Raw genomic sequence first — 25,187 nt, forward strand, 5'->3', positions numbered from 1 at the left:
TGGGTATCCAAGGACAGAGCACCATGAGCGATCATCAGCACGTCTATCCGGTTTCCGATGCGTTTGCCAAGACCGCCTGGGCCGACAAGGCCACCTACGACAAGCTCTATCGGCAGTCGGTGGAAGATCCCGAGGGCTTCTGGAAGGAGCAGGCCGCACGCCTTGACTGGATCAAGCCGCCGCAGACCATCAAGTCGGTATCCTTCGCCAGCGACAATGTCGATATCCGCTGGTTCGAGGATGGCACCCTCAACGTGGCGGCCAACTGCCTGGATCGACACCTCGACAAGCGTGGCGACAAGCCGGCGATCATCTGGGAAGGGGACGATCCGAACGAATCTTCGGTGATCACCTACCGCGAGCTGTACGAGCGTACCTGCCAGCTGGCCAACGCCCTGAAGTCCATGGGGATCGGCAAGGGTGACACCGTGACCCTGTACATGCCGATGATCCCGGAAGCCGCCATGGCCATGCTGGCCTGCGCCCGTATCGGTGCGGTGCACTCGGTAGTGTTCGGCGGCTTTTCTCCCGACGCCCTGGCCCAGCGGGTCAAGGACGCTGCCTCACGGGTCATCATCACCGCCGACCAGTCCGTACGCGGTGGCAAGCAGGTACCGCTGAAGGACAACGTCGACGCCGCCCTGACCCGTGACGGCACCGACGTGGCCGAGAAGGTGCTGGTGGTCAAGCGTACCGGCGGTGACATCGAATGGCACGAGGGACGTGACGTCTGGTACCACGACGTGGTGGCCGATCAGGACACCGACTGCCCCGCCGAAGAGATGGGTGCCGAGGATCCGCTGTTCATCCTGTATACCTCCGGCTCCACCGGCACCCCCAAGGGGCTCAAGCACACCACCGGCGGCTACCTGACCTACGCCAGCCTCACCCACCAGTACGTGTTCGACTATCACGAGGACGAGGTCTACTGGTGCACCGCGGACGTGGGCTGGGTCACCGGCCACAGCTACATCGTCTATGGGCCCCTGGCCAACGGCGCGGTGACCCTGATGTTCGAGGGGGTGCCGAGCTATCCGACCCACGGGCGGATGGGCGAGATCGTCGACAAGCACAAGGTCAATATCCTCTACACCGCCCCCACCGCGGTGCGCGCCCTGATGGCCCACGGCGACAAGGTGATGGACTCCAGCTCTCGGGATAGTCTGCGCCTGCTTGGCTCGGTGGGCGAGCCGATCAACCCCGAGGCCTGGGAGTGGTTCTACCGGGTGATCGGCAACAGCAAATGCCCGATCGTCGATACCTGGTGGCAGACCGAGACCGGCGGCATCATGATCACCCCGTTGCCCGGTGCCATCGACCAGAAGCCGGGCTCCGCGACCCTGCCGTTCTTCGGTGTGCAGCCGGCGCTGGTGGACAACGAAGGCAAGCGCCTCGAGGGCGCCACCGACGGCAACCTGGTCATCCTCGATTCCTGGCCGGGACAGGCGCGCTCCATCTGGAACAATCACGAGCGCTTCATCCAGACCTACTTCTCCACCTACGAGGGGACTTACTTCACCGGTGACGGCTGTCGCCGTGACGAGGACGGCTACTACTGGATCACCGGCCGGGTGGACGACGTCCTCAACGTGTCCGGTCACCGCATGGGCACCGCCGAGATCGAGTCCTCGCTGGTGGCACACTCAGCGGTGGCCGAGGCCGCCGTGGTGGGCTTCCCCCATGACATCAAGGGGCAGGGTATCTATATCTACGTGACCCTCAACGACGAGGCCGAACCCACCGACGAGCTCAAGAAGGAACTGACCCAGTGGGTGCGCAAGGACATCGGCCCGATCGCCTCGCCGGATCATATCCAGTGGGCACCGGGACTGCCCAAGACCCGCTCGGGCAAGATCATGCGCCGGATTCTGCGCAAGATTGCCGCCAATGAGTGTGATGGCCTCGGCGACACCAGTACCCTGGCCGATCCTTCGGTGGTCGAGGATCTGATCGAGCACCGCGCCGCCAAGTAAGGCTCATGGCGTAACAGCAGGTCCCGCGGGCCGGCTGCCGGAAACTTCCGGCGCCGGCCCGTTTTTGCATAGTGACGGAGGCCGCAGAGTCGGCACCACGGGTAGCCGTTGAGGATGCTTGCGTCAGGGCGCTTGGGAAAGCCGGCAACCATGGGGTAACATGCTGTGCAAACAAGCGTCTTGCGTTGCGGCGTCCAGGCCTGACACGCTGCATCGGAATCCGGAGGAGAGTCCATGGCCTTTGCCCAGAAATTCATCGTAGCCGATGATCATCCGCTGTTCCGTGCCGCCCTGACGCAGGCGCTTCGCCAGCTCGCGCCCCAGGCCGAAATCATCGAGGCCGACACCATGGAGGCCACCTCGGACGTGGTCATTCGCCACCCCGACGCGGACCTGATCCTGCTCGATCTGCACATGCCTGGAGCCCACGGCTTCTCCGGGCTGATCCAGCTGCGTGGTCAGACCCCGGATGTGCCGGTGGCGGTGGTATCCGGCAGCGATGAAGTGCACGTCGTGCGCCGCGCCATCGACTACGGTGCCTCGGGGTTCATTCCCAAGTCCTCGTCGCTGGCGTTGATCGCCGAGGCGGTGGGCGAGATCCTCGACGGCGAAGTGTGGCTACCGGAAGAGATGGCCGACGCCCTGGGTGAGGCCAACGAGGAAGAGGCGCGCTTTGCCGAGGCCATCGCCTCGCTGACGCCTCAGCAGTTCCGCGTACTCAACATGTTGACCGAAGGCCTGCTCAACAAGCAGATCGCCTACGAGCTGAACGTCTCCGAGGCCACCATCAAGGCCCACGTGACCGCCATTCTCAGAAAGCTGGGCGTGCACTCGCGCACCCAGGCGGTGATCGCGGCCCAGAAGCTCGAGGTCGAGCCACCCAAGGTCGAATCCTGACGCGGTTGCTTGCGCATCGACGACACCCCGCCCAGGCGGGGGGTCGTGGTTCTGGGGCTTGCGACACCACCGCCAGCGGGGGCCCAGTCCTATGCTGGCGCCGGCCCTGGTGGCAGCCAGCCGGTGTTCATTCGACGTCGTCCGGCAGCACCAGCCGGTCATGGCGGCCCATCAGAAAATCCTGATTCATTGCCAGCGCCTCGCGCAGGAAGTCCCACAGCAGACGCACCCGGGCAAGCTGGCGCTGCTCCTGCCGGGCGGTGATCCAGAACTGACGCACCACCGATACTTCATCCTCCAGCAGCGGCATCAGCCCGTCTCGTCCCGCCGTCATGAAGCACGGCAGAATGCCCAGGCCTGCGCCGCTCTCGGTGGCCATCATCTGGGTCGTCACGCTGGTGCTGCGAAGCGCAAAGTGGGTCTGCTGCGCCTGTTGCACCTGCGGCGACAGCAACGGATCCAGGTAGTTGAGCTGCTCGCTGAACAACAGGTCGTCCACGTAGCCGATCAGCGGATGTGTGCCCAGCTGGGCAAGCTGCTGCGGTGCCCCGTGGCGCTCGACGTAGTGCCTCGCCGCGTAGAGCTTGAGCCGGTAGTCGCACAGTCGCGAGGTGACCAGGCCGGGGTTGCCCGGTCGTTCGATGGTGATCGCCAGGTCTGCCTCATGGCGGCTGAGATTGACCACGCGAGGCAGCGCCAGCAGGTCCAGGGTGAGGCCGGGATGACGCCGGCAGAAGGCGCTGAGCAGCGGGGCCACCACCCAGGTCCCGAAGCCTTCGGTCACGCCAAGTCGGATCTGGCCCTCCAGGCGCAGGTTCTGATCGGTCAGACTGTCGGCGGCCTCGTCGGCGTGTCGGGCCATCTGTTCCGCGTGGCTCTTCAGACGTTCGCCGGCGGGAGTCAGGCGGTAGCCATGGGTGCTGCGTTCGAACAACTGGGTGTTGAGTCGCTGTTCGAAGCGGCGGGTTCGCCGCGACAGGGTCGAGTGGTCAACGCCCAGCCGTCGGGCGGCGTCGGACAGGCGGGCATGCCTGGCCACCTCGAGAAAGACCTGAAGGTCCTGCCAATCGAGCAAAAATCACCTCCGCTGAGCGACGACGTCGTGGACTTCGATGTGTTTGTGGTTGTGCATCAGTGCACAAGCAATGTGCCTGGCTGGCCGTTGTTTGGCCATCCTACCTGTGTCTAGACTGGTCAGCATGGATAGCCGTGCCGTGGTGCACACCGCCACAGCGATCAAGGCGGCTGCTGGCATGGCAGTACGCCCAGTCCATCTCATACGACGCCACGCTCATGCACAACGACAACAGCCGGAGCACGCCCATGTCAGTCCGCGAAATTCCCATGATCATCGATGGCCAGGCCGTCCCCTCGCAGTCCAGCGAATGGCGCGATGTGATCAATCCGGCGACCCAGCAAGTGGTCGCGCGGGTGCCGTTCTGTACCCTGGAGGAGGTCGACCGGGCCGTTGCCAGCGCCCATCAGGCCTTTGCCACCTGGCGCAAGGTGCCGCTGGCCAAGCGCATGCGCATCATGCTCAAGCTGCAGGCGCTGATTCGCGAGCATACCCCGGAGCTTGCCGCCCTGATCACCGAGGAGCACGGCAAGACCCTGCCCGACGCTGAAGGTGAAGTCGGTCGTGGTCTCGAGGTGGTCGAACACGCCTGCTCGATCACCTCGCTGCAACTGGGGGAGCTTGCCGAGAACGCCGCCAACGAGGTGGACGTCTACACCCTCAACCAGCCGCTGGGGGTAGGTGCCGGCATCACCGCCTTCAACTTCCCCATCATGTTGCCCTGCTTCATGTTCCCGCTGGCCATTGCCACCGGCAACACCTTCGTGCTGAAGCCCTCCGAACAGGACCCGAGCTCCACCCTGCGCCTGGTGGAACTGGCGCTCGAGGCCGGTGTCCCCGCCGGTGTGCTCAACGTGGTGCATGGCGGCCCTGATGTCGCCAATCACCTGTGCGAGCACCCGGATATCAAGGCCATGTCGTTTATCGGGTCCACCCATGTCGGCACCCAGCTTTATCGCCGTGCCAGCGAGTCCGGCAAGCGCGCTCAAGCCATGATGGGTGCCAAGAACCACTGTGTGGTGATGCCTGACGCCAACCGCTCTCAGGCCATCAACAACCTGCTGGGGTCGGCCTTCGGCGCCGCCGGCCAGCGCTGCATGGCCAACTCGGTGGTGGTGCTGGTCGGCCAGGCCCGGGAGTGGCTCGAGGATATCGTCGAGGGGGCTCGCAACATGAAGGTGGGGCCGGGCACCGACCGCGAGGCGGATCTCGGGCCTCTGGTGTCACCGGCGGCCAAGGATCGTGTCGAAGGCTTGATCGCCAAGGGCGAACAGGAAGGCGCTCGGCTGCTGGTCGACGGACGTGGCTGCCAGGTCGAGGGCTACCCCGACGGCAACTTCGTCGGCCCAACCCTGTTCGCCGGCGTGACGGCGGACATGAGCATCTATCGTGAAGAGGTGTTCGGTCCGGTGCTGTGCGTGGTCGAGGTGGACACGCTGGACGAGGCCATCGCCTTCGTCAACGCCAACCCCAACGGCAATGGTACTTCCATCTTCACCAATTCCGGCTGGGTGGCGCGTCGCTTCGAGAGCGATATCGATGTCGGTCAGGTGGGCATCAATGTGCCGATCCCGGTGCCGGTGGCCTACTTCAGTTTTACCGGCTCGCGCGCCTCCAAGTTGGGTGACCTTGGCCCCAATGGCAAGCAGGCCATCAGCTTCTGGACCCAGACCAAGACGGTGACCGCGCGTTGGTTCGAACCGGAGAACGTCTCGAGCGGCATCAACAGCACCATCTCGCTCGGCTGATCCTGGGAGCAGGCATGCTGGCGCAGCGGCCAGGTCCTGCCTGACTCGAGCTCTCCGGCCTGGCCCTGCTGCAGGCTGCGATGCCCCCGTCAAGGGGGCATCGTCGTTTTCGGCAGCGGCGACCCGGCATTCGATCAAAGTACCAGAGCGCCAGATTGACCTTTACGTTAACGTCAATGTATTGCCTGGCCCTTCTTCCATGCCCACGTCAGCCCGGAGCCCCCATGAGCCCCTCGATCAGCCCATCTCTCAGTCGCTTTCCCGTCCCTGAATCTCTCGACGATCTGCCCGACGATATCCGAGACAGCATCCTGGCGGTTCAGGAGAAGGCGGGCTTCGTGCCAAATGTCTTCTTGATGCTGGCCCACCGACCGGCGGAGTTTCGCGCCTTCTTCGCCTATCATGATGCGCTGATGGAGCGTGAGTCCGATAGCCTGACCAAGGCCGAGAAGGAGATGATCGTGGTCGCCACCAGCGCCCGCAACCACTGCCTCTACTGCGTGGTGGCCCATGGTGCGCTGGTCAGGATCTACAGCAAGGATCCTCTGCTCGCCGACCAGGTGGCGGTCAACCATCGCAGTGCAGGCTTGAGCGAGCGACATCGCGTCATGCTGGACTTCGCGCTGCACTGCGCAATCGATCTGGGCGAGCTGACCGATGAGTGGGAGCAACGTCTGCAGGCGGTGGGGTTCAGCCGTGACGATATCTGGGATATCGGTGCGATCTGCGCCTTCTTTGGGCTGTCCAACCGCCTGGTGACCTTGACCGGGACGCCTCCCAACCCGGAATTCTATTTGATGGGCAGGGTGCCCAGGGACGCCTGATCTCAGCCCATCAGCTTCGACAGTGGTTGCTCTGCCAGATCGGCAAGCCAGTGAGTGAGGGCGGAGCGCTGGGCCGCATGAAGGACCAGGCCCACGGTGTCATCGCTGTCGGCGGGGGAGTCATCGTGGGGCAGGCTGACGGCGAAGTCGCCTTCTTCCAGGTGGAACTCGTGAATCTCGCGCAGGCCTACCGGGGTCTCGCAGCGAATCGAGCGGTAGCTGTCGTCTTCGCCATAGATGAGGCGATGGCAGACCTTGTAGCGTGTGTAGAGCGAGAGTCCGCCGGGGAAGGCCGGCCACTTCGCCGGGTGAAGGCGAATATCGCTATCCAGCCCCATGGCATTGGCCTCGGCGCTGGACAACGCCTCTTCCAGGGCCGGGGCGAGCAGTGGGCGTGACTGGGTGTGTGGTGCGGCGTTGATGAGGTCATGGGGGCGGTGGATGTCGGCGTCCCGGAAGTTCAGGGTGTGCTGTTCGCAGTCGCCGTTTTCCCAGCCATCGAGCAGTCGTAACGTCAGTCGGCCCTGGCGCATCGGCGCGAAGACCAGCAGATTGAGGGCCAGCAGTAGATGCAGGCGTCGCTCGCTGGTCTGGTTGTCGAAGGCGGTATAGGGCGAACTGAATAGCCGATGCAGGCGACCGGGCGCGTGTTCCTTGGCTTCATGGTAGGACATGGGGCATTTTCCTCGAGACCGTACGACAACCAGCACATGCCACCATCAGGACCTGGTTGAAGCAGGGGCGTCTGCCGAGCTTCCCGCATGCCCTGATCGAGGCTTTTTATTTTAGACCCAACTTTATTAGCAGAAATTTAAATTTTTATCGAGACAATGCCGAGCCAGGCGAGTGGAAGTCAGTGATCGTCACTCTGGGCGGCCGTTGAGCTGGTTGTCTTCTCTGCTGCCTGGGCGGGGGCTGGCAACGTCTTGGCTGAGGTCTTCGAGGCGGCCTCTGCGGCACTGCGCTTTCTGGCTTCCTTGTTGCGATACATCATGGCGTCGGCGGCGCGCAGCAGTTCTTCCTCGCGCAGGTAGTCTCGATCCCCGGTCTCGGCGACGCCCAGGCTGATCGAGAAGTTCGGGTACTTGCTCTGGAAGGCCAGTTCAATCTTGCTGCCGATGGTCTTGGCGCTCTTGGCGTCACAGTCTGGCAGGATACAGCAGAATTCATCCCCCCCGAGGCGGCAGCAGATGTCGCTGCTGCGGACCGTTTCACGCATGATCTGGCCGAAGGTGACAAGGATTTCATCACCCTTGTGGTGGCCGTGGGTATCGTTGATCTGCTTGAAGTCATCGATATCGCAGTAGATCAGGCTGACCAGCGAGTGACGTCGCTCGGCCATGCGGATCTCCCTGTTCAGGGCCTCGCTCATGCCTCGCTTGTTGAACAGCCCGGTAAGGGCGTCCTTTTCTGCGTAGGCGGCCAGCTCCTTGGTCTTCTCTTCCAGGTTGCGAGCGTAGAGCTCCATTCGGCGCTTGGCGCTGTGGACCTCGTTGAGCAGGGTATCGATATAGGTATCGAAGACCAGGGTGATATCGAAGTACATCAATTTGTCGAGGTTGTTCTTCGCCGACTTGGTCGCCTGCACGTCCTCGAGGTTCTCGTCGATGACGCGAAACAGGATTTCCTTGAGCGTGCGCATGGCGGCCAGAAACAGCTTGGGTTCGACGCCGATACGCTTGTGCACCAGACCGATGCGCAGCCGACTGTTGACGTATTCCGCGTCGTAGTAGCCGGTGAAGATGTCGAGGACGTACTGGCGCTGGGCCGAGCGCAGTCGCTGCAGGGTCTCGGAGTCGCCGATCAGCAGGCTGATCTCGTCGATCTCGGTCTGCCGCTCGTAGAACTCTTCGACGATGATCTCGATATGCTCGTTGATGAGGGGTTTGAGCGCTGCCAGATCGGCCAGGTCGGCTTCGTCGAGGCTCAGGAATTCCTTGCGACGCTGGATCTCGACCTCGCTGATGTGCATCTGTTCCAGCAGGGACTTGTCGATTGGCCTCATGGCAACTCTCACTGGATGGGTGCGACCACTGCGGAACGACATCGAGCCGTGCGGCCGCACCATGTCTTGAAGGCTACCTTCAAGATATATCGTGGATTGGAGACTCCTGCATCGCATTTTCGCGGTTTTACACGCAATTGACACACACCTATTCCACGCGGTGCGCGATCAAGTACACCATCCTAGGTATGCTGTGGATCTAGTGCTGGAGAGGGGGAAAGTTGGCGCCTGGCCCTAAGTCTATTGAATGACCGAACGCAACAGCTCACCAACGTTGCCACTCTGGGACGGCAATGCCAGCAGGGCAGGATCGGGCGACGTCGCCGTCAGGCTGGCCACCTGAAACTTGTCGCCAAAACGCAGAAGTCCGAGCCCCTGTTGCTCGAGCCTTGCCGCCACCGGGTCCGGTTGCCCCGACAGAATGCTCTGATAGCGGTCGACGACCCGTAAAAGCTCGATGACCTCCGGTCGCTGGCTGAGTACCAGTTCATCCTCTCGGCGATCGCCCTCCTGGGTAATCCAGTCAAGACGATAGACCTCGCCCTCGATGCCGGCGACGCTTTCCCGCGTGCCGACAGGCTCCAGCGACAGCACCTGCTGGGCCTGGTAACTGCCGAGGTCGGACAGGTCCTGGCCACCGAGTTGCCCGGCGATGGATTGAACATCGCGGATGCCCAGCACCACCGTCTGACCACCGAAGTTGGTGACCACGTGGCCCTTGCCGTCTCTCAACAGCAGATAGCCCTTGGCCGCGTGGCGGGGAAAGTCCAGGCGCAGTTGATCACCGATCCAGCGTGCGGTGACGGCGCTCTCGGGGTCGCCACTGCCATCGACCAGGGTGGCCTGGCCATCGGCCAGGGCGCTTGCAGACACACATAGCAGACAAGCCGCTAGCAGACGGCGCATCGATGATTCCTCATGGCATGAAGATCAAGGGGAAGGGCGGGGCAATGGCTCGCGCCAACAAGACGCGGCGCCCTGGCAGAATTGCCTTCCGGGGCGCCGTCCAGCACGGGCCAATCAGGAGAGTGACAGATGGCCATCGTCGATGATGCGGCGAATGGCCTGCAGCTCGTCGCAGGTGAAGTGTTCCAGTCGTCCCGACAGCAGATCACTGATCTTCTGCATGGGGAGACCCGCGCGGCGTGCGATCTCGCGGCTTCCGAGATCAGATACGGCGATAAGCCGCGTAACAATGCGCATCAGTCGTGTGCGCTGTTCCAGGTCCCTGACATCGAGGTCAGGGCATCGTCGAGGAGGCGGTTCGGAAGCGTCTGCTCGAGACAAGGAATCTGCGGTGCTCATGGTACTCCAATGGGCGTTTTCGACCCCTACAGCATGCAACCTTTTTTGCCCTCTTGCCAGTCCAATTTGGTGTCCGTTCTGGACGTGGCGCAGCGACGAAAACTCCTCATTCCGCAGACGCCGCGGGAGACTGCGGCTGACGGCGATGGCGCCATCTGCAGGCCCTACAAACTTAGACCAAAGAGGTATAAACGAAGGCTGCGGACGGCAAACATCCTCATGATAAGTTGCACGCGCGATTGATAAATTCAACGGTGCGTCCTGTCCCCGGTCAACAATCACTGTTCTGCGGGAACGCACCACTGCGGCGAGAGGTTTATCTCATGGACAATAACAGCAATGGCGGAGCCCAGCTGAGCCGAGTGCTGGCACGCAAGGACGTCCTGGCGCTGGCCTTCGGTGCCATGGTCGGCTGGGGCTGGATCGTATTGACGGGTGGCTTCATCACCTCGGCAGGAAGCCTTGGCGCCATACTGGCATTCGTGCTGGGCGGCATGGTGATCGTGCTGGTGGGGCTGACTTACTCTGAGCTCGCTTCGGCGATGCCCCAGGTCGGTGGTGAGCACGTCTACAGCTACCGTGCCCTGGGCCATTTTGCCTCCTTCCTGTGTACCTGGGCGATCGTGCTGGGTTATCTCAGCGTGGTGGCCTTCGAGGCGGTAGCGCTGCCCACCGTGGTCGAGCATCTGTTCCCCGGCTACGCCGTCGGTCACCTGTGGACCCTGGCGGGCTGGGACGTCAAGGCCACCTGGGTTGCCGTCGGTGTGGCCGGCTCGGTGGTCATGATGGCCATCAACTATATTGGCGTGCGCACCGCGGCGCTGGTCCAGAAGGTGGTGACGCTGCTGATTCTGGCCGTCGGTGTGATGTTCATCACCGGCGCACTGTTCGAGGGTAGCAGCGCTTCGTTGACGCCGTTGTTCAACACCGAAGAGGGTGTGCTGGGCGGGATCACCATGGTGCTGATCATGGTTCCTTTCCTGTTTGTCGGCTTCGACGTCATCCCGCAGGCGGCGGAAGAGATCGACCTGCCGTTTCGCGAGATCGGTCGGGTTTTGATGCTGTCGGTGGTCCTGGCGGTGTTCTGGTACGCCTTCATCGTGCTGGGAACGGCATTGATGCTGCCCAAGGCGGAGCTCGAGAACAGCTCCCTGGCGGTACCTGACGCCATGGGGGCGGTGTTCAATACCCCCTGGGCGGCCAACCTGATGGTGCTGGCGGGTATCGCCGGCATCCTGACCAGCTGGAACGCCTTCTACGTCGGTGGCTCTCGCGCCATCTATGCACTGGCCCACTGCGGCATGCTGCCGGCCTTTCTGGCCAAGCTGCATCCTCGTCACAAGACGCCGGTCAACGCCATCCTGTTGATGGGAGCCTTGTCGAGCCTGGCGCCTCTGCTGGGCCGCCAGGCCATGGTGTGGCTGGTGGTGGCCGGTGGTCTCGGCATCGTCATCGCCTACCTGTTCGTATCCATTTCGTTTCTGGTGCTTCGGCGCAAGGAGCCGGAACTCGAAAGGCCGTTCAAGGTCAGCCATCCTCGCCTGGTCGGTTGGCTGGCGGTGGTGCTGTCGCTGGGACTGATCGGGCTCTACCTGCCCGGCAGCCCCTCGGCGCTGTCACCCATCGAGTGGGGGCTGTTCGCCGGCTGGATGGGTGCCGGGCTTTGCCTGTACCTGTGGTCCCGCCGCCGCTATGGCACGGCCTACAGCCAGCGACAGATGCGTCGTGAGCTGGAAGGCACCTGACGCCTTGACCGCAACGCCGGTCGGCGGCTTTGCCGGCCGGCGGACGCTTCAAGAACTCTGGACCTTGTCCCGAAAATCAGCACCCGGCGGCAGCCGGGTTTTTGTTGACCAAAAATAAAAATGTAGATATTTTTACAAAACGTCAAAACAATACGGAGCCCTGCCATGTCCATCCTTGCCTCTGCCCAGCTTCAGGATCGTGATGATCAGACCACCGCCCCTGACGCACGCGATCCACGCGGGTTCACCCTGGTCCCGTCGACCTCTTCCGAGCGTCTGCAGGAGTTGCGTGTCGAGCGGTCGGTCGTCGCTGCCTTCCTCGACGCCTGTGCCGAATGGCCGATTCAGGCGCTGGAGTACAAGTCGATGCTGCGTTTTCGTGTCGCGGGGATACTCGATGAGCTGTGCGAGGGGACGCTCAGGCCGCGGCTGGCGAATATCCTGCTGGACCGTCGCCAGGGAGCGCTGCAGGTCGTGCCGGAAGGGCTGGACCGGGTCGAGCAGTCCGAGGACATGGTCAAGTTTGCCACCGCCGTTGCCCACCTGATCGGACGATCCAACTTCGATGCCATGAGTGGTCAGTACTATGCCCGCTTCGTGGTCGAGAATGTCGACACCTCCGACAGCTATCTGCGGGCGCCGCATCGGGTGATGGAGCTTCACAACGACGGCACCTTCGTCGAGCAGGTCACCGACTACGTACTGATGATGAAGATCGACGAGCAGCACATGGAAGGCGGCAACTCGCGGCTGCTGCATCTGGACGACTGGCACGAGCTGGAGCGGTTCTGCCGTCACCCGCTGGCGTTCAGCGAGATGCGCTGGTCGGCTCCGCCCAGCAAGAATGTGGTGCGCGACGTCTTTCACCCGGTATTCGACGTCGACCGTGATGGCCGCCCGGTGATGGCCTACATCGATCAGTTTGTCCAGCCACGTGATCTGGAGGAGGGCAACTGGCTCTGCGAGCTGTCCGACTCGCTGGAGTCGAGCGACGGCGTCATCTCCCTGCCCAACCCGGTCGGCAGCTTCCTGCTGATCAACAACCACTTCTGGCTGCACGGTCGCGACAAGTTCAAGGCTCACCCGCAGCTCAGACGCGAGCTGATGCGCCAGCGCGGTGTCTTCACCTGTGGCAGCACCCTGCGAGCGCGCCAGGGCTGAGGTGTCCTCCGGGGAAGAGGGGTGCAGCGGGGCACGGCCCGACGCGGTACTCTAGGGTGATGGGCCCCGCGATACCCGGCTGCCCACGATGTATCCGGCCCCGTCCCGGCGGTGGGGCAAGACCAAGGACAACGAGACCCCCATGTACGACTTCATCATCATCGGCGGTGGCATTCTGGGCATGTCCACCGCCATGCAGCTCAAGGACGCCTATCCTGAAAAGCGCATGCTGTTGCTGGAAAAGGAGGACGGTCCGGCTCGCCATCAGACCGGTCACAACAGTGGCGTGATACACGCCGGGGTCTACTACACACCGGGCAGCCTCAAGGCGCGCTTCTGTCTGGAAGGCAACCGTGCCACCAAGGCGTTCTGCGAGACCCACGACATCGCCTACGACAGCTGCGGCAAGCTGCTGGTCGCCACCAACGAGGTGGAGTTGGGGCGGATGAAGGCCCTGTGGGAACGTACCGAGGCCAATGGGCTCGAGCGTGAATGGCTCGACGCCGGTGCCCTGGCAGAGCGCGAGCCCAACATCACCGGCGTCGGCGGCATCTTCGTGCCGTCCAGCGGTATTGTCGACTATGCCGAGGTCACTCGCGCCATGGCCGCCGAGTTCGAGCGACGCGGTGGCGAGATCCGCTACTCACGGGAGGTCACCGGGCTCGACGAACGTCGCCAGGAAGTGGTGGTGACCACTACCACCGAGACCTTCAGTAGTCGCTACCTCGTGAGTTGTTCGGGGCTGATGGCCGACCGGGTGGTGCGCATGCTGGGTCAGACTCCGAGCTTCACCATCTGCCCCTTCCGCGGGGAGTACTTTCAGTTGCCCGAGCACCGCAACGCCATCGTCAATCATCTGATCTACCCGATTCCGGACCCCAGCATGCCGTTTCTCGGCGTCCACCTTACCCGCATGATCGATGGCAGCGTGACGGTGGGGCCCAACGCCGTGCTGGCACTGGCCCGCGAGGGCTATCGCAAGCGTGATGTCTCGGCAGCGGATCTGGTCGGCATGGTCAGCCATCCGGGTATTCTCAAGGTGCTGTGGCGTCATCTGGGCCCTGGCATGCGCGAGATGAAGAACTCGCTGTCACGGCGTGGCTATCTGGAAGAGGTGCGCAAGTACTGCCCGAGTCTCACCCTCGATGACCTGAAGCCCTACCCGGCCGGGGTGCGTGCCCAGGCGGTGACACGAGACGGCAAGCTGGTCGACGACTTTCTGTTCGTCAACACGCCGCGCACCATCAACGTCGGCAATGCGCCATCGCCGGCGGCGACCTCGGCGTTGCCGATCGGTGCCCATATCGTCGCCAAGGTACGCGAGCAGGTCGACAGTCAACGCTGAGGCGTGAAAAGCCGGCGCGACGCCAGCTCCCTGAGAAGCGCGCCCTTCGGGGGTTCGACGGGCAGGATGGCGGGCCAGTGTCTCTAAGACCTTGTGAGAATTGCAGACAAAGATAAAAAACGTCGAAATGTCTGCAGTGGCAAGCGAGGCCGGCTCTTGCTAGCTTGCCTAGGCGATTGCTGTATCGACACTTCAATTCCGCACAATAAATTCTAAGCGGTTCCCACGAGGAACGGAGGAAGACCATGCGAGCACTGACCCTTGCCCTGACGGCATCCCTGCTGGTTGCCAGCCACAGCGCCGTGGCCCAGAGCCAGCTGTCGATCGCCACCGGTGGAACCGGCGGCACCTACTACCCCTACGGTGGAGGCCTGGCCGAGCTGATCAAGAAGCACGTCGACGGCTACGACGCCGTGGCCGAAGTGACCGGCGCCTCGGTGGAGAACATGGGACTGGTCTGGCGTGGTGACTCCGATCTGGCGCTGGCGCTGGCCGACACCGTCCACCAGGGCGCTACCGGTACCGGTGACTTCGAGGGGCGCAAGCTCGAGAACATTCGTGCCATCGCCTCCATCTATCCCAATGCGGTGCAGATCGTGACCATGGCCGACTCCGACATCGACTCGCTGGATGACCTGGAAGGCAAGGTCGTGTCCGTGGGTGCGCCGGGCAGCGGCACCGAGCTCAACGCCCGCGCCATCCTCGAAGCCAACGGCATCAGCTATGACGACTTCGACCCGCGTCGCTTGAACTTCAACGAGACCGCCGACGCCCTGCGTGATGGCGATATCGATGCCGGTTTCTGGAGCGTGGGGCCGCCCACCAGCTCGATTCTGAATCTGGCCACCACCAGCGATGTTCGGCTGATCGGCCTCAGCGACGAGGAAGTCGCCAAGGCGCGCGAGGACGAACCGGTGTTTGCCCCGTATGAGCTCAAGGCCGGTCTCTACGAAGGCATGGAAGAAGCGGTGCAGACCCTTGGCGTACCCAACGTGCTGATCGCCAGCAGCGAGATGGACGAGGAACTGGCCTACCAGATCACCAAGACCCTGTTCGAGCAGACCGACGAGCTGATCGCCATCCATCCGGCGGCCAATGACACCACCGTCGAGTTCTCGGTGAACTCCACACCTATCGCTTTCCACCCTGGCGCACTGCGCTACTACGAGGAAGTCGGTGCCGAGGTGCAGGACAAGCAGCGTCCTTGATGGCGGGGCGTCGACACATGGCAGGGCGGGCCTCCGGGCTCGCCCTGCCTGCGCTTGGGCTGGTCACGCTGATGACTGTGGCGGGCGCTGGCCAGGCAAGTGATGCCGACTGCGATGCTCTATTTACCTTGAGCGTGCGCGACGCCGAGGGTGCAGCGCTGGTGGAACTGCCGATGCCCGATGGTGCCGGCTGGTGCCTGGCCTGGAATCACTCGGTAGAAGGCTTCGAGGTGCTTGACTGCTATCGCAACCTCGGCGGTGCCATGGTGCTTGAACGTAGCCACCTGCCGGACTTCGCCGCGGGCCTCGACCATGTGCCCGGGCGCGGACGCCAGGTCAGCGACGGTCAGGGCGGCTACTGGATCGAGGACATCGACGAGCCCGTCCCCGGCAATCGCTATCGGCTGAGGGTCGGCGCCAAGCGCGTCGATCATCGCCTGGTCAGCCGTGGTGAGCCGACCCTGGAGACGTTGATCAAGGCTCGGGCCGACTGTGCGGACGGGGACTCCCTGGCCGTGCCGGCGGCCTCCACGCCCATCAGCCTGAGCGATCTGGCGGCGGGGCGTTTGGTCAGCGTTGGACTCGAGCGGCGCGACTAGCCTGTCGTTGGCCCAGGCTATCGAATAACGCCACCAACCGCGTGGGCACTTCGGCCCCTCGAGGGCCTGCGACCTGCGACAGCATTCCGAATTATGCCGACCGGCCAAGCGCCGGCAAGGCCTGACGAGAATCACGACAATGAGCGAAACGGCAGCTTCACCGGTGGTGCCTGGCAGCCAGGCCAACCACCCCAAGACCATCCTATGGCTGATCACCCTGGTGGCGGTCGGCCTGTCGCTGTTCCAGCTCTACTCGGCGGGGATTCAGCCGCTGGGGCTGTTCTATCAGCGCAGCATCCACCTTGCGCTGGTGATGATGCTGGCGTTCCTGATGTTTCCGGTGTTCGGTCCCAAGCGTGACAGGGGCGTGCTGGGTGGGGCGATCGACCTTGTGTTCTTTACCGGAGCGATGATCACCGGCGGCTACATGGCGCTGTTTCTGGACGAGATCATCAATCGCGCCGGTTTCTGGAGCCAGACCGACATCACCGTCGGCATCATCGCCACCATCACGGTGCTGGAGGCCAGCCGTCGCGCGGTGGGTCTGGGCATGACCATCATCGGCCTGATCGCCATCCTCTACGCCTTTGCCGGGCCTCGTGGCGAGTTACCCTGGCTCGGCCAGTTCCTGCCCGGCATCCTCGAGCATCGCGGCTACAATCTCGATCGCCTGGTGGGCCAGCTTTACCTGGGGCAGGAAGGCATCTTCGGCCTGCCCATGGGGGTGGCCGCGACCTATATCTTCATCTTTGTGTTGTTCGGTGCCTTTCTCGAGATCACCGGGGCGGGCAAGTTCTTTATCGATCTTGCCTACGCTGCCACCGGCCGCCAGCGTGGCGGGCCCGCCAAGGCCGCGGTCATCGCCTCCGCCGGCATGGGCTCGATCTCCGGCAGCGCCATCGCCAACGTGGTCACCACCGGCGCCTTTACCATCCCGCTGATGAAGCGCCTGGGCTACAAGCCCCACCAGGCTGGTGGCATCGAGGCGGCGGCGTCGACCGGTGGCCAGATCATGCCACCGCTGATGGGGGCCGGTGCCTTCCTGATCGCCGAGTACACCCGGCTGCCGTATCTCGAGGTGGTCAAGGTCAGCATCCTGCCGGCCTTCATGTACTTCGCCACCGTCTATCTGTTCGTGCATATCATCGCCCTCAAGGAGGGCATGCAGGGCATGGCCAAGGACGAGCTGCCGCAGATGAGCGACGTGCTCAAGCACGGCTGGCACTTCCTGCTGCCGCTGGCGGTGCTGGTGTGGCTGTTGATGATGAACATGTCGCCGATGCGAGTGGGCTACTACGCCATCGTCTGCATGCTGCTGGTGGCGGTGCTGCGTTTTGCGGTGTGGTTCTTGTTCGTGGCGCCAGGCGAGGGGCAGCCGGTGACCGCCGAGCGTCTGGGGCTGGCCTGTCGCAACGGTCTGCTCAAGCTGATTGAAGGCCTCGAACTCGGTGCGCGCAACGCCGTGGCGGTGACCATGGCCTGTGCGGTGGCAGGGATCATCGTCGGGGTAGTGGGGCTGACCGGTCTCGGCCTCAAGTTCTCGGCCATGATGCTGGCTTTCTCGGGCGGTAACCTGCTGCTGGCGCTGATCATGGTGCTGCTGGCGAGTCTCGTGCTGGGCATGGGGCTGCCGGTGACGGCCAGCTATATCGTGCTGATCGTGCTGGTGGGACCGGCGCTGGCCAATGAGTTCGGGGTGCCGTTGCTGATCGCCCACCTGGTGGTGTTCTGGTATTCCCAGGACTCCAACGTGACGCCGCCGATCGCGCTGGCCGGCTTCGCCGGGGCCGCCATCGCCGGGGCCAAGCCCATGGAGACCAGCTTCCAGTCGTGGAAGTTTGCCAAGGGCCTCTACCTGGTGCCGCTGTTCATGGTCTACAACCCCGAGATCATCGTCGGCGGGCCGGTCTGGCTGCTGATCTGGAAGGGCTTCACCGGGCTTCTGGCGCTGGGCGCCTTCGCCGCCACCCTGGAAGGCTATCTGTTCACCCGCATGGCGATCTGGCAGCGCGTGCTGCTGCTGCCGGCGATCGTCGGGGTGTTCCTGCCGTCGCTGGTGTTCGACGTCGCCGGTGCCGCCGTCATGCTGGCGATCATCAGCCTCAACTTCTGGCAGGCTCGCCGCTCGCCGGCAACAGCTTAGCGGCGCCAGGGCAGCCGCCAGCAGCGACAACGCCGTGCCCTTGGGCACGGCGTTGTCGTATCGGGAGGAGCCGGTCCGTCGAGGGCGCTCGCTTACTGCGGCTGGCTGGACGACGTCTCGGTATTGGCACCGGTGTCGGCATTTTCGCCGCTCGCCGCGGCGGCGCCCTGGCTGGGCTCCTGCATGCCGGCGGCCTGTTCGGCCACGGCGTCGGCCTCTTCCACGGCCTGCTTCTCGGCGGCGGTGGGTTCATCACCGCTGGACAGCAGCGCCTCCTGGGCCTTCTGCATGCTGTCGCTCTGGGCATTGCCGTCGGCACCCACCGGGCGCAGCACCACCGACACCGGCGGCTGGTCGGCGTCGGCACCGACTTCCACCGGAGTGGCTTCGGTACTGGTCCACACCAACTGACCTTCGTCGTTGCGGATCTCGCCACGCAGGCTGTGGGTGTGGCGCGGGTTCACCGCGTCGCTTGCGTAGCTCAGCGAGAAGTCGGTCGGCGCCTGGCGCTCGATGGTCACCGTGGTTTCGGCGATGGTCCTGGCCGGGGCGTCGGCGAGGGCAACGTCGTTGAGCAACACCGTGGCCTCGGCATTGTCGGGCAGGCTCTGGCCGGCCTCGGCGAAGCTCAGGGTACCGTCAAGCGTCATTTTCTGCGCCTGTTCGGTGGTGCTCTGCTGGCTGGCGTTCGAGCCCTCCTGCGCGGTGCTGGCGGTGCTCTGTCCCTCATCGCAACCGGCCAGCGCCAGGCCGGAGGTCAGGGCGGCAATAAGCAGCAGGGTCGGTTTCATGGCTCTCTCCTTGGGTGAGCGGGTCGTCCTGTCAGGCGGCGTGGAGTGTCGGCGATGGCCGCGACAGCAGCGTTACCCTAGCAGGCCAATGCGCAGTCAGGGTGAAAGGCGCTGTCGCTGGCTGGCGACGTCTCCGCATAGGGAGAGGTACTGCTCCCCCGGCTCTGCTAGACTATGCCGCTTCCCGATTGTTCCCTTGTCGTGGCGATTTCTTTGCCGCGGCGCCGTCGTTTCTTCGAGGAGTTGCCGATGTCATCCACTTCCCCAGCGCCCCGGGTCGGCGTGATCATGGGTTCCAAGTCCGACTGGCCGGTCATGGAACACGCCGTGACCATGCTCGAGCGCCTCGGCGTGAGCTACGAGACCCAGGTGGTCTCCGCCCACCGCACCCCGGATCTGCTGTTCGACTACGCCAAGGGTGCCGCCGAGCGTGGTATTCAGGTGATCATCGCCGGGGCCGGCGGTGCAGCGCACCTGCCCGGCATGGTCGCCTCCCAGACCGCGCTGCCGGTGCTCGGCGTGCCGGTGGAGTCCAAGGCGCTCAAGGGGCTGGATTCACTGCTGTCGATCGCCCAGATGCCGGGCGGCGTCGCCGTCGGCACCCTGGCCATCGGCAAGGCCGGCGCTACCAATGCTGGCCTGCTGGCAGCCCAGATCGTGGGGCTCGGGGACAGCCAGGTTCGCGAGGCCGTCGAGGCCTTCCGCGCCGAGCAGACCCAGACCGTGCTCGACAATCCCGATCCTCGTCCGCCCGAGTCTCGCCAGGGCTGAACGGCGTCGTGTACCCGCAGGAAAACAGGAGCAAGTCATGAAGATTGGCGTTCTCGGGGCCGGACAGCTCGGCCGTATGCTGGCGCTGGCCGGCTATCCGCTGGCCAACCGGTTCCGCTTTCTCGATACCACCGGCCACCCCAGCGCCGGGATCGGCGAGGTGATGATCGACACCGACCAGAAGCACGTCCAGAGCTTCCTCGAAGACGTCGACCTGGTCACCTACGAGTTTGAGCACCTGCCGGTGTCGCTGGTCCAGGCGATCGAAGCCGAGAAACCGGTCTACCCCGGCAGTGAGGCGATCCGGGTGTGTCAGAATCGTGCCGAGGAGAAGGCGCTGTTCGATCGACTGGGTATTCCGACGCCGGCCTATCGCCTGGTGGACAGCGCCGAGTCGCTGGAAGCCGCCGCTCGTGAGCTGGGCACGCCGGTGGTGGCCAAGTCGATCACCGAGGGCTATGACGGCAAGGGGCAGGCGGTGCTGAAGGACCCGGCGGAAGCTGCCGATGCCTGGAAGCGCATCAATCACCCGCGGTTGATCGTCGAGTCCTTTGTCGACTTCGTGCGCGAGGTGTCGATCATCGCCGTGCGCGGACGCGACGGAGAGGTGGTGTTCTACCCCATGGCGGAAAACGTCCATGTCGATGGCATCCTGCGTTACTCGCTGGCGCCGATGCCGGATCTCGACGACAGCGTCCAGCACACCGCCGATGAATACATCCGGGCGCTGCTGGACGAGCTGGACTATGTCGGTGTGCTGACCCTGGAGCTGTTCCAGTGCGCCGACGGCAGCCTGCTGGCCAACGAGATGGCACCGCGAGTGCACAACTCCGGCCACTGGACCATGGATGGCGCGGTGACCAGCCAGTTCGAGAATCATCTGCGTGCCATCCAGGGCCTGCCGCTCGGGGACACCAGTGCCCGGGCGCCGACCTGCATGGTCAACGTGATCGGACGCGAGCCCGAGCCGAGCCAGGTGCTGGCCATGCGCGACGCCCACCTGCATCGCTACGACAAGAGCGAGCGCGCCGGTCGCAAGCTTGGTCACATCAACCTGGTCGCCGACGATCACGCGAGCCTGCTCAAGCGGGTGCGCGAATGCGCCGCCCTGGTGCCGGACGCCCCCGAGGTGCGCTTTAGCTTCGAAGACTGAGCCCGGCGCTGTTTCGCTCCCTCCACGACGGGCCCCAACACGGGGCCCGTCGTCGTTTCGGGGTGGCGATGACGCCACCACGGCGCTAGAGTAGTTGGTGCGTTCTGTATACAAAAACAAGTAATGAGGTGTTCGATGATTCGCAAAGTTGGATACATGGTGGCGCTGTGTGGTCTCTCGCTTTCGCCTTCCCTGGCCGTGGCGGATGCCTTCGAGGTGGCCATGCTATTGCCGGGGCAGAAGGATGACGGCGGCTTCATGGAGGCGGGTTACCGTGGACTCGAGCGCATCGAGGCCGAACTTGGCGCCGAGATCAGCTACGAGGACGGGATAGCGCCGGAGCCCGACGCACTTGAGGCCGCCCTGCGGAGATTGGCGGATGCCGGGCCGGACCTGATCATCGCCCACGGCGGTCAGAATTCCGAGGCGGTGATGACGGTGGCCGCGGACTATCCCGAGGTGCTGTTCTCCGTCACCCAGGGGGATGTCACCGGCGACAATGTGTCGAGCTATGAAGTCCTTCAGGAGCAGTCCGCCTGGCTCGCCGGTGCAGCGGCGGGTCTGCTGACCCAAAGCGGCGTGGTGGGCCATATCTCGGGGATTCGCGTCACTCCGGGTCTCAAGGGTCGCGGGGGCTTCTACCACGGTCTGCAGCATACCCGGCCGGACGCCGACTTCCTCACCATCTTCGCCGGCGATCAGGACGATGTGTCACTGGCCCATGACGTGGCCAGCGCCCAGATCGAGGCCGGTGCCGATATCATCTTCACCATGTTGAATGCGGGTCGCCAAGGGGCCATCGAGGCGATGCAGGAGGCTGAAGGCGTTTGGCAGTTCGGCAATGTGCGCGAGTGGCATGAGGACTACCCGGAGGTGTTCGCCGGCTCCGCCATCGCCAACGTGTCCATGGCGGGTTTTGTTGCTGCCGAGGCGGTCAAGCAGGGCAGCTGGAGCTCGGGTGAGGTGGTGCGTATCGGCCTGGAGAACCCGGAGGCGGTGCGTCTGTCGCTGGCGCCCTGGGTCGAGGACGACATCGTCGCCGAACTCGATCGCCTCGCCGCCGAGATCGTCGAAGGAAGCATCGAGGTACAGACGTCCTACGACGGCGAGGAATTCTCTCTGTAGCAGGGGCAAGTCTCTCGCTGCTCAATGATGGATCAGCACCACGCAAGAAGGCGGCCGCAAGGCCGCCTTCTTCGCTGTGTGTCGGGTTCCTGCCCGGTCCATCGATCCGGTCAGCCCATCAGCAGGGCACTGGCCATCCCGCCACCGACCACCAGTAGCACAAACAGGATCAGGGCGAGCAGAAAGGGCTTCACGCCGAGCGCCTTGAGGCGAGACATCCGGGTGTTGATGCCAAGCGCGGCCATGGCCATGGTCAGGGCGATCTGGCCGGCCAGCACCAGACCCGAGTGCAGCGGCGCGGGCAGGGTGATGACGCTGTTGACGCCGACCATGGCGATAAAGCCGAGGGCAAACCAGGGGATCACCAGCTTGGCCTTGTGTGCGCCCTGAGCGCCGGCCTCGGCGCCTTCCTGGGTCGGCTGACGCAGCCACCATTGGCCGACCACCAGCAGGAAGGGCACCAGCAGCATCACCCGCACCAGCTTGACGATGACCGCGTTGGCCAGGGCATCCGGGCCGACGGCGTCGCCGGCGGCGACCACCTGGGCCACCTCATGCACGGTAGCGCCGATATAGACCCCGAACAGTCCCTCGTCCATGCCCAGCCACGGATACAGCAGCGGGTAGGTCAGCATGGCCAGGGAGCCGAACAGCACCACCGTGGCCACCGCCATGGACGCCGCTGCCGGCTTCGAGCGAATGGTCGACTCGGTGGCGAGCACCGCAGCGGCGCCGCAGATGGCGCTGCCGGCACTGGTCAGCAGGGTGGTCTCGCGATCCATGCCGAGCACCCGGGTGCCGATCTGGTAGCCGACCAGCAGTACCGCGGTGATGATCAGCGCGTCCAGCAGCAGCACCTTGGGCCCGAGTCCGACCACCTGAGCGAAGGTCAGCGACAGGCCGAACAGCACGATGCCGCCGCGCAGCAGCCAGCGGGTAGCGAAGGCGAGCCCCGGCTGGGCGCCCTCGACGGTGCGCTTGAGCGGCAGATTGCCGACCACGATGCCCAGCAGCAGGGCGAACACCAGCGGACTGACGCCTGCGTCGGCGATACCGGGCAGTCGGCTGATGGCCTGCCCGGCCAGCGTCAATAGTGCGCATAGCGCAAGTCCTTGCCACATGAGCGGATCTCCTCTTCGTGTCAGGGTATCGCCGCTACCGGCTCGTCTGGGTGGAGCCTGAGGCGTCGCTTCGATAGGGAGATTCTAGGCGTGGATATGCCAGATGATTATCGTGTAATAACGAAACCTGTTATAAGCTGAGCCGATATAGGAGCCGTTGTCGTTTCCCCGCCATCTTCCCTGCAACCGTCGAGCACCGTGATGAGTTTCTCGCCAGACAGTCCCACCCGCTCCCATATCACCCTGCGCCAGCTCGAGGTCTTCGTGGCGGTGGCCCGGCTGGGAACCGTCAGCGCCGCGGCCAGACAACTGAGCCTGTCCCAGTCGGCGACCAGCCAGGCGCTGGCGGACCTGGAGCGTCAACTTGGTGTCACCCTGTTCGAACGCCCGGGACGGCGGCTTGGCCTGAACGACATGGGCCATCGACTGCTGCCGCGCGCCGAACAGCTGCTGGATGATCTGGGCGAGCTGATCGCCGCCGCCGAGGAACCGGGAGACGAGCTCCACGGCAGCCTGGCGATCTCCGCAAGCGCCACCATCGGCACCTATCTGTTGCCGCCGCTGGCCGGGGAGTTCGGCGGGCTGCATCCGGGGGTCGACCTGCGCCTGAGGCTTCGCAATACCGGCGAGGTGATCTCCGAGGTACAGCGCTTCGACGCCGACCTGGGGATGATCGAGGGGCGCTGTCACGAGCCGGGACTCGCCAGCGAAGTGTGGTGCGAAGACCATATGGTGATCGTCTGCGCGCCCGGACATCCGCTGGTGGCCAAGGGCCGGGTCGAGGACGCTGATCTGGTCGAGCAGTCGTGGATCCTGCGCGAGATCGGCTCCGGCAGCCGGGAGGTGCTCGAGGCGGCGGTGCTGCCCCGGGTGCCGAGGCTCAAGGTACGCATGGAGCTGGGGCAGCACGAGGCGATCAAGCAGGCCGTGGCGGCGGGCCTGGGACTGGGTTGCCTGTCGCATCTGAGCGTGCGGGGAGAGCTCGAACGAGGGGAGTTGCTGGCGCTGTCACATGACCTGCCGCTGACCCGCCACTTCTCGCTGGTGTGGCATCCGGACCGCTACCGCAGCCCGGCCTGGCAGGCCTTCAAGGTCTTCTTGATGGAACAGAGAAGCCGTTTCGCGCTGCCGGCGCAGGACGCCTAGAGGATCTGGGCGTTGCCGTTCCACAGCAGAATGGCGGCGATCACCGCGCTTTCAATATCACATTATCTGGGCGTTGCCGGTCCACAGCAGAATGGTGGCGATCACCGCGAAGTGGGCCTGGGGGTATCAAGAGCAGGCGAGCCACCTTGGCGGGTTCTCTGGGCGTTGCCGGTACCGTTACATGATCTGGGCGTTGCCGGTCCACAGCAGAATGGCGGCGATCACCGCGCTTTCGGGTTCACATTATCTGGGCGTTGCCGGTCCACAGCAGGATGGCGGCGATCACCGCGAAGTGGGCCGGATACCATGCGAGCCACATCCGCCGCGGCATGACGATGCCGGGCGCGCGGCATAGCCGGTGAGCACCAGCGGCCAGCAGCAGTACCGCCAGGACCGTGGCCACGGTCACCGACTTGGCCATGTCGGAGCTGTTCATCATGCCTGCCACCAGCAGCAGCGGCAGGCAGCCGACCACCGCCAGCAGGCGCGAGAGCAGGGCGTCGTCGGTACGATGGAGCTGGCCCATGCCGAGCATGAAAAACGGCACCAGCAACAGGCCATGGTGGCCGTATTCGACCCAGAAGCCGGCAAAGTACCAGCCGGTTGCCACGCCGAGGGTTTCCAGCGCCAGGCGTACATGGCCCAGCTCTCCGGCCTCCTGTCGCCGGGTCAGTTGCTCAAGCCAGTGGCCGGCCATCAGCCCGAGCGCCAGGGTAAAGCAGATGTTGAGCTGAAACAGCGCCTCGCGGGGCATCAGTTGGTAGGGTAACTGGGCCAGCAGACCGATGATCATCACCCGGCGTGCGTAGCGCAGCGGATCACGGGTATTGAACAGCCCGTGCCAGGCGACCATGCCGGCGAACAGTGGAAAGGCGATACGGCCCACGCTCGAGTCGACCCAGCCAAGGTGCCAGGCGTCGGTGGCCAGGTAGCGTGCCAGGTGGTCCAGGGTCATGGTGACAAGCGCGATCCACTGGCCCCAGCCGGTCCAGTGGGAGGACGGTCGTTCGTGGTAGCTGGCGCTGGCGACGTAGGTCATCGGACTTCCCTGT

The 25,187-nt window shown here is 64.2% G+C and carries 22 protein-coding genes; 14 read left to right on the plus strand and 8 right to left on the minus strand.

Annotated features, from left to right (window positions below):
- Window positions 1-23: 23 nt before the first annotated feature.
- Both acs and RBB39_RS05675 read left to right on the plus strand, forming a co-directional pair.
- Window positions 24-1,973: an acetate--CoA ligase gene (gene acs, locus RBB39_RS05670; RefSeq protein ID WP_306168906.1), complete on the plus strand. Its 1,950-nt coding sequence runs from the start codon at window positions 24-26 to the stop codon at window positions 1,971-1,973.
- Window positions 1,974-2,207: 234 nt separating this feature from the next.
- Window positions 2,208-2,870, plus strand: a complete 663-nt coding sequence (locus RBB39_RS05675; protein ID WP_045992823.1) for a response regulator transcription factor — start codon at window positions 2,208-2,210, stop codon at window positions 2,868-2,870.
- 127 nt (window positions 2,871-2,997) lie between these two features.
- Here the strand turns inward: RBB39_RS05675 and RBB39_RS05680 are convergent, their stop codons facing one another.
- A complete protein-coding gene (locus RBB39_RS05680) occupies window positions 2,998-3,945 on the minus strand; it encodes a LysR family transcriptional regulator (protein ID WP_108448215.1) in 948 nt (315 codons plus the stop codon).
- A gap of 248 nt (window positions 3,946-4,193) precedes the next feature.
- Between RBB39_RS05680 and RBB39_RS05685 the strand changes: the two genes are divergently transcribed.
- Both RBB39_RS05685 and RBB39_RS05690 read left to right on the plus strand, forming a co-directional pair.
- Window positions 4,194-5,693 (plus strand): CoA-acylating methylmalonate-semialdehyde dehydrogenase, encoded by a 1,500-nt coding sequence (locus RBB39_RS05685; protein ID WP_045992821.1) that lies wholly within the window; start codon window positions 4,194-4,196, stop codon window positions 5,691-5,693.
- A 224-nt stretch (window positions 5,694-5,917) separates the two neighbouring features.
- Window positions 5,918-6,517: a peroxidase-related enzyme gene (locus tag RBB39_RS05690; RefSeq protein WP_371931860.1), complete on the plus strand. Its 600-nt coding sequence runs from the start codon at window positions 5,918-5,920 to the stop codon at window positions 6,515-6,517.
- Window positions 6,518-6,519: 2 nt separating this feature from the next.
- On the opposite strand, the gene RBB39_RS05695 is transcribed toward RBB39_RS05690, so the two are convergent.
- From RBB39_RS05695 to RBB39_RS05710, 4 genes are all read right to left on the minus strand, one after another.
- Window positions 6,520-7,191, minus strand: coding sequence for a hypothetical protein (locus tag RBB39_RS05695; protein ID WP_306168907.1), 672 nt, complete (start codon window positions 7,189-7,191; stop codon window positions 6,520-6,522).
- 179 nt (window positions 7,192-7,370) lie between these two features.
- Window positions 7,371-8,522: a diguanylate cyclase gene (locus RBB39_RS05700; protein WP_052704349.1), complete on the minus strand. Its 1,152-nt coding sequence runs from the start codon at window positions 8,520-8,522 to the stop codon at window positions 7,371-7,373.
- 240 nt (window positions 8,523-8,762) lie between these two features.
- A complete protein-coding gene (locus RBB39_RS05705; protein WP_045992818.1) occupies window positions 8,763-9,428 on the minus strand; it encodes a hypothetical protein in 666 nt (221 codons plus the stop codon).
- A 114-nt stretch (window positions 9,429-9,542) separates the two neighbouring features.
- Window positions 9,543-9,827 (minus strand): XRE family transcriptional regulator, encoded by a 285-nt coding sequence (locus RBB39_RS05710; protein WP_071211119.1) that lies wholly within the window; start codon window positions 9,825-9,827, stop codon window positions 9,543-9,545.
- Window positions 9,828-10,150: 323 nt separating this feature from the next.
- Between RBB39_RS05710 and RBB39_RS05715 the strand changes: the two genes are divergently transcribed.
- The 6 genes from RBB39_RS05715 to RBB39_RS05740 all read left to right on the plus strand — a co-directional run bounded on the left by RBB39_RS05715 (window position 10,151) and on the right by RBB39_RS05740 (window position 18,028).
- Window positions 10,151-11,572 (plus strand): APC family permease, encoded by a 1,422-nt coding sequence (locus RBB39_RS05715; protein WP_306168908.1) that lies wholly within the window; start codon window positions 10,151-10,153, stop codon window positions 11,570-11,572.
- 165 nt (window positions 11,573-11,737) lie between these two features.
- Window positions 11,738-12,733: a glutarate dioxygenase GlaH gene (glaH, locus tag RBB39_RS05720; protein WP_306168909.1), complete on the plus strand. Its 996-nt coding sequence runs from the start codon at window positions 11,738-11,740 to the stop codon at window positions 12,731-12,733.
- A gap of 142 nt (window positions 12,734-12,875) precedes the next feature.
- Complete coding sequence (gene lhgO / locus RBB39_RS05725) at window positions 12,876-14,078, plus strand: L-2-hydroxyglutarate oxidase (protein WP_124803342.1); 1,203 nt, start codon at window positions 12,876-12,878, stop codon at window positions 14,076-14,078.
- A 245-nt stretch (window positions 14,079-14,323) separates the two neighbouring features.
- Window positions 14,324-15,286 carry a TAXI family TRAP transporter solute-binding subunit gene (locus RBB39_RS05730; protein WP_045992814.1) on the plus strand — a complete coding sequence of 321 codons (963 nt, stop codon included), beginning with the start codon at window positions 14,324-14,326 and terminating at the stop codon, window positions 15,284-15,286.
- A 17-nt stretch (window positions 15,287-15,303) separates the two neighbouring features.
- On the plus strand, window positions 15,304-15,885 hold the full coding sequence (locus tag RBB39_RS05735) for a DUF1850 domain-containing protein (RefSeq protein ID WP_306168910.1): 582 nt from the start codon (window positions 15,304-15,306) through the stop codon (window positions 15,883-15,885).
- A gap of 139 nt (window positions 15,886-16,024) precedes the next feature.
- Window positions 16,025-18,028 (plus strand): TRAP transporter permease, encoded by a 2,004-nt coding sequence (locus RBB39_RS05740; RefSeq protein WP_108448224.1) that lies wholly within the window; start codon window positions 16,025-16,027, stop codon window positions 18,026-18,028.
- A gap of 92 nt (window positions 18,029-18,120) precedes the next feature.
- On the opposite strand, the gene RBB39_RS05745 is transcribed toward RBB39_RS05740, so the two are convergent.
- On the minus strand, window positions 18,121-18,819 hold the full coding sequence (locus tag RBB39_RS05745) for a YbaY family lipoprotein (RefSeq protein ID WP_108448225.1): 699 nt from the start codon (window positions 18,817-18,819) through the stop codon (window positions 18,121-18,123).
- Window positions 18,820-19,068: 249 nt separating this feature from the next.
- Between RBB39_RS05745 and purE the strand changes: the two genes are divergently transcribed.
- The 3 genes from purE to RBB39_RS05760 all read left to right on the plus strand — a co-directional run bounded on the left by purE (window position 19,069) and on the right by RBB39_RS05760 (window position 21,868).
- Entirely contained in the window at window positions 19,069-19,590 is a 522-nt protein-coding gene (gene purE, locus RBB39_RS05750) for a 5-(carboxyamino)imidazole ribonucleotide mutase (protein ID WP_045992811.1), read from the plus strand.
- A 37-nt stretch (window positions 19,591-19,627) separates the two neighbouring features.
- Entirely contained in the window at window positions 19,628-20,743 is a 1,116-nt protein-coding gene (locus RBB39_RS05755) for a 5-(carboxyamino)imidazole ribonucleotide synthase (protein WP_045992810.1), read from the plus strand.
- A 135-nt stretch (window positions 20,744-20,878) separates the two neighbouring features.
- On the plus strand, window positions 20,879-21,868 hold the full coding sequence (locus RBB39_RS05760) for a BMP family protein (protein WP_306168911.1): 990 nt from the start codon (window positions 20,879-20,881) through the stop codon (window positions 21,866-21,868).
- A gap of 110 nt (window positions 21,869-21,978) precedes the next feature.
- Here RBB39_RS05760 and RBB39_RS05765 read toward each other — a convergent pair whose 3' ends face one another.
- Entirely contained in the window at window positions 21,979-22,989 is a 1,011-nt protein-coding gene (locus RBB39_RS05765; RefSeq protein ID WP_108132395.1) for a YeiH family protein, read from the minus strand.
- Between the two features lie 201 nt (window positions 22,990-23,190).
- Between RBB39_RS05765 and RBB39_RS05770 the strand changes: the two genes are divergently transcribed.
- Entirely contained in the window at window positions 23,191-24,135 is a 945-nt protein-coding gene (locus RBB39_RS05770) for a LysR substrate-binding domain-containing protein (protein WP_045992807.1), read from the plus strand.
- Between the two features lie 238 nt (window positions 24,136-24,373).
- Here the strand turns inward: RBB39_RS05770 and RBB39_RS05775 are convergent, their stop codons facing one another.
- Window positions 24,374-25,174, minus strand: a complete 801-nt coding sequence (locus tag RBB39_RS05775) for a TraX family protein (protein WP_108132396.1) — start codon at window positions 25,172-25,174, stop codon at window positions 24,374-24,376.
- Window positions 25,175-25,187: the final 13 nt, after the last annotated feature.

The sequence above is a fragment of the Halomonas sp. MMSF_3323 genome (assembly GCF_030733595.1).
Classification (GTDB): Bacteria; Pseudomonadota; Gammaproteobacteria; order Pseudomonadales; family Halomonadaceae; genus Halomonas; species Halomonas litopenaei.